The organism is Streptomyces mesophilus (assembly GCF_011044995.1).
GTDB classification, from domain to species: domain Bacteria; phylum Actinomycetota; class Actinomycetes; order Streptomycetales; family Streptomycetaceae; genus Streptomyces; species Streptomyces mesophilus.
The window spans coordinates 1-4,759 of record NZ_JAAKZW010000371.1 but is presented as its reverse complement, the minus strand read 5'-3'; the positions used below and the strand labels follow the sequence as shown (position 1 = coordinate 4,759).

Genomic DNA, 4,759 nt, shown 5'->3' with positions numbered 1-4,759 from the left:
GCGATCGGGGTGTGCTCTTCGTGGAGCGCCGCACGGCGCTCGTGCAGGCGGAGAGTGGGCTTCATGGCGTACGGCTCCTACGTGCTGCGGCGGCGCCAGGCGCGCTGCGCACGGGATCGGCAGGTCAGGGTCGCGCGGACGCATCCCGTGAACTCCCGTCTCGTCTACGGGAGTGGGATGCGGGGCGCGCCTACTGCCGCCAGACGCAGAGCGAGGACCGTTCGCCGCCACGGCCCGGCGGGCCCGCATGGTCCACCGCCGCAGGGGGCGGCGGCGCACACCCGGCGGCCGGGGTGAGGAGACCGAGGAGGGGCAGCGCCGGCGCGGAGAGCTCCTGCGTGCCCGGATCGCGTGGCCGGTCCACCGAGTGGTCGACGTGCTCGCCCGCGTCGTGATCGTGCGCGGGCCCCGGTACGAGTGCGGCCTGCTGCGGACCGGCCGCCGTGTGATGACCGGGCGGACAGGCGGCGACGATGCCGAGATGCGGACCATGCGCTCCGTGCGGCCCGGCGAACGGAGCGCTGTGCGCGGCACTCGCCAGATGCGCGGTGATCAGCACGGCGAGCAGCGGCACGAGCACGAGACGGCCCTGCCGCATCGCCCGCACCAAGGCCGTCCACCACGACTCGATCATGCACTGATCGTAATTCGGTGATTACGTGAGGTCACGTCCGCGAGCTGCGGTTCGCCCGTACGTGAGCCCGCCGGCCCCGCTCACACCGACGCCGGCCGCCGGCCGCCCGCCGCCCGCCGCCTCAGTAGGCCACCGTGTCGCACCACTTCTCCGCCCAGGCGGAGGGTCCGTGCGCGTTGGCCGCGCGGACCGTGACGCAGATTTCGTCCCCGGAGAAGGGGCCGTTGATCGTGTAGCTGGTGGCGCCGGTGGAATACGTGGTGTCGACGTTCTTCTCGGTGAAGTTGCTGCCCGTGTTGGTGTAGTGGATGTCGTACCGGGTCGCCCGGGGGATCGCGGACCAGCTCACCTTGATCGGCATATCGCAGGAGCCGACACAGCCGTGGACGTACTCGAGCTTGTAGGCCGTGAGGGCGGGCGGCGGGGACCCCTCGGACGAGCCGCCACCGGACGCACCGCCGTCGGACGCGCCACCGCCGTCGGCAGAACCCCCGGACCCGTCGCCCGTCGGGGCGCCGCCCCCGCTGTCCGGTTCCTGCGAACTGCCGTCGCTCTCCTGGTCGTCGGGCTGCGCGCTGCCCTTCGGGTCCTTCGCTCCGTCCTCGTCCTTCCCGTCGCCCCCGCCCTTCTCCTTCTGCTTCCCGGAGGGCGAACTGCTGGGCGTACGCGAGGAATCACTGTCTCCCGGTGTCGCACTCGCGCTGCTGCCCGGCGGCTGCGTACGGGTCTCGTCGCCGCCGTCGCCGAAGGGCTGGAGCAGCGCGACCGTTCCGCCGCCGACGGCGAGGACGGCGACGACGGGCAGGACGAGGAGCGTGCGCCGCCGGCGCGGCCGCTCCTCGCGGGTGGAGGTGTCGGCGGACGCGCCGGGCTGCCGCGGCCGCAGCCCGACGGTCGCCTGATCGACGGCACCGCCCGCCGCGGCCGGCTCCTCCCGCAGGGGCGTGGCCTCGGCATCGAGCAACCGCGCGGACTGCTGGGCGAGATGGGCGACGACGGGCGCGGGCAGCCAGGTGCCGCGCGCCGCGGTGGGCCGTGGCCGCCCGGTATCCGCGAGGAGCTCGTCGACACCGGGCCGCCGCTCGGCCTCCTTGGCCAGGCACCGCGTGATCAGCGACCGCAGCGCGGCGTCCTCGATCCCCGTCAGATCCGGCTCGCCCTCCACGATCTGGTACATCACGGCATGCTGATTGCTCGCCCCCTGCCCGAACGGCAGCTGCCCGGTCGCCGCGTACGTCAGAACACAGCCGAGCGTGAACACATCGCTCTTCGCCCCCGCGCGCCCGCCCTGTATCTGCTCCGGTGACATGAACCCGGGCGAGCCGACGGCCATCCCCGTACTGGTCAGCAGGGAGGAGACGGAGGCGTCGAGGGCCCGGGCGATCCCGAAGTCGATGACCTTGGTGCCGTCCACGGTCAGCATCACGTTGGACGGCTTGAGGTCGCGGTGCACGAGCCCGGCCGCGTGGATGTCCGCGAGCGCGTTCAGGAGGCCGTCGGCCAGGGTGTGCACGGACGAGGGCGGCAGCGGTCCGTGCATCCGTACGACCTGCTCCAGCGAGAGCCCGGCCACATACCCCGTGGCCACCCACGGCGGCTCGTCGTCCGGGCCGGCGTCGAGCACCGGCGCCGTGTACCGCTCGCCGACCCGCCCGGCCGCCTCGATCTCCTGGCGGAACCGCGCCCTGAACTGCGGGTCGGACACATGCTCTTCATGGACGACCTTCACGGCGACGGTACGCCCGCGCTCCGTCCGCGCCAGGAACACCCGCCCCATCCCGCCGGCACCCAGCCGGCCGAGCAGCAGATACGGCCCGATCCGCGGGGGATCGCTCACGGCGAGCGGCTTGATCCCGCCGTCGATGCCGTCCTGCCCGGTGTCCCGCTCGCCGCGCTCGTCCCCGTTCGCACCGCTCATGATGGTCTGGCTCCCCCGGTTTCGCGCGCCTGGTCCCGGCGCAACGCCGTTGAGGATAAACGGTGTTGAGGCGCGTGGTGAAGGAGCGTCCGGTGCTCCGCGCGATCGCCTCACCGGAGGCAGGGGCCCGCCCGGGCCCGCGGTCTCGGCGGCCGGCGTCGCGGACCCCGGCCGCCGTCTGGTCGGCCGGCGTCGCGGACCCCGGCCGCCGTCTCGCCGCTCGGCGCCGCGGACCCCGGCCGAGCAGGGCCCGTATGATCGTGGGGTTGGTCTGCTGCCGTCCCCCCTGCTTTCGCTGTACGGGGCCACTGAGCGCGCGACCGCCAGCCGTGCCGGGGCCGCCGTCGCTCCCGGCGAGAACCCCCGAGCACGACAGGTTCCGCCCTTGTCCCCCTCCGCACTGTCCCCTGCCGCCCGCCTGCGCCCCGACTGGCTGAAGGACCCCAAGGTCTGGCGTACGGAGGTCCTCGCCGGCCTGGTCGTCGCGCTGGCCCTGATCCCCGAGGCGATCTCCTTCTCGATCATCGCCGGGGTCGACCCCGCGATCGGTCTGTTCGCCTCCTTCACCATGGCCGTGGTGATCTCGGTCGTCGGCGGCCGCCGCGCGATGATCTCGGCCGCGACCGGCGCCGTCGCCCTGGTGATCGCCCCGCTCAACCGCGAGCACGGGCTCGGCTACCTGGTCGCCGCGGTGATCCTGGCCGGTGTCATCCAGATCGTCCTGGGCGTGCTCGGCGTCGCGAAGCTGATGCGGTTCGTGCCGCGCTCGGTGATGGTCGGCTTCGTCAACGCGCTGGCCATCCTGATCTTCATGGCCCAGGTCCCCGAGATGCGCGACGTGGCCTGGCCGGTCTACCCGCTGATCATCGGGGGCCTCGCGCTCATGGTCCTCTTCCCGAGGATCACCAAGACGGTCCCGGCGCCGCTGGTCTCCATCGTGATCCTGACCGTGATCACGCTCGCCGCGGGCATCGCGGTCCCGACCGTCGGCGACAAGGGCGACCTGCCGTCCTCGCTGCCCGTACCCGGCCTGCCCGACGTGCCGTTCACGCTCGACACCCTGACCACCATCGCCCCGTACGCGCTCGCGATGGCGCTGGTCGGTCTGATGGAGTCGCTGATGACGGCCAAGCTGGTCGACGACATCACCGACACCCACTCGTCCAAGACCCGTGAGTCCATCGGACAGGGCATCGCCAACATCGTCACCGGCTTCTTCGGCGGGATGGGCGGCTGCGCGATGATCGGCCAGACGATGATCAACGTACGGGTGTCCGGAGCCCGCACCCGCCTGTCGACCTTCCTCGCGGGCGCCTTCCTGATGGTCCTCTGCATCGTCTTCGGACCCGTGGTCTCCGACATCCCCATGGCAGCCCTCGTCGCCGTCATGGTGATGGTGTCCTTCGCGACCTTCGACTGGCACTCCATCGCGCCCAGGACTCTCCGGCGGATGCCGGCCGGGGAGATCGGCGTCATGGTGGTCACCGTCGCGGTCGTGGTCGCCACGCACAACCTCGCGATCGGTGTGGTCGCCGGCACCCTCACCGCCATGGCCGTCTTCGCCCGCCGCGTCGCCCACGTCGCGGACGTCACCGCGGTGACGGACCCGGACGGCGCCACGGTCGTCTACTCCGTGACCGGCGCCTTGTTCTTCGCCTCGTCCAACGACCTCGTCGGCCGGTTCGCCTACGCCACCGACCCCGACAGGATCGTCATCGACCTGACCGCCGCGCACATCTGGGACGCCTCCTCCGTCGCGGCCCTCGACGCGATCGGGGCGAAGTACGCGCAGCGCGGCAAGACCGTGGAGATCGTCGGCCTCGACGAGGCGAGCGCCCGGATGCACGAGAAACTCAGCGGCGAACTCACCGGGAGCCACTGACCAGCGAGCGTCGGTCCCGTCCGGGAGCCACTGACCAGCGAGGGTTGGTCCCGTCCGGGAGCCACTGGCTAGCGTGGATCGGTCCCGCCCGTACGGCGGCGGCGTACGGCCCACAGCATGGCGCCGGCGCCGGAGGCGACGCCGAGCCCGGCGAGCGCACCGATGCGGAGCGCGGACAACTCCGTCCCGGTATCGGCCAGTTCGGGCGCGTCGGGTCCGGGCGGCGTGGGGCTCGGCGTCGCCGGGCCAGGGGTCGGTGCCGGGGTGGTGGGTGCAGGGCTGGTGGGGGCCGGTGTGGTGGGCGCGGCTGTGGTCGGCGTAGGGG

The 4,759-nt window shown here is 72.7% G+C and carries 3 protein-coding genes and 1 pseudogene; 1 reads left to right on the top strand and 3 read right to left on the bottom strand.

Going from position 1 to position 4,759, the window contains the following annotated elements:
- Positions 1 to 190: 190 nt before the first annotated feature.
- Positions 191 to 634, bottom strand: coding sequence for a hypothetical protein (locus tag G6045_RS39275; protein ID WP_165337035.1), 444 nt, complete (start codon positions 632 to 634; stop codon positions 191 to 193).
- 121 nt (positions 635 to 755) lie between these two features.
- Positions 756 to 2,552, bottom strand: coding sequence for a protein kinase domain-containing protein (locus G6045_RS39270; protein WP_165337034.1), 1,797 nt, complete (start codon positions 2,550 to 2,552; stop codon positions 756 to 758).
- Between the two features lie 400 nt (positions 2,553 to 2,952).
- On the opposite strand from G6045_RS39270, the gene G6045_RS39265 reads away from it, so the two are divergent.
- Positions 2,953 to 4,434: a SulP family inorganic anion transporter gene (locus G6045_RS39265; RefSeq protein ID WP_408056426.1), complete on the top strand. Its 1,482-nt coding sequence runs from the start codon at positions 2,953 to 2,955 to the stop codon at positions 4,432 to 4,434.
- 68 nt (positions 4,435 to 4,502) lie between these two features.
- Here the strand turns inward: G6045_RS39265 and G6045_RS41040 are convergent.
- Positions 4,503 to 4,759: pseudogene (locus G6045_RS41040) on the bottom strand (LAETG motif-containing sortase-dependent surface protein); the annotation flags it as partial.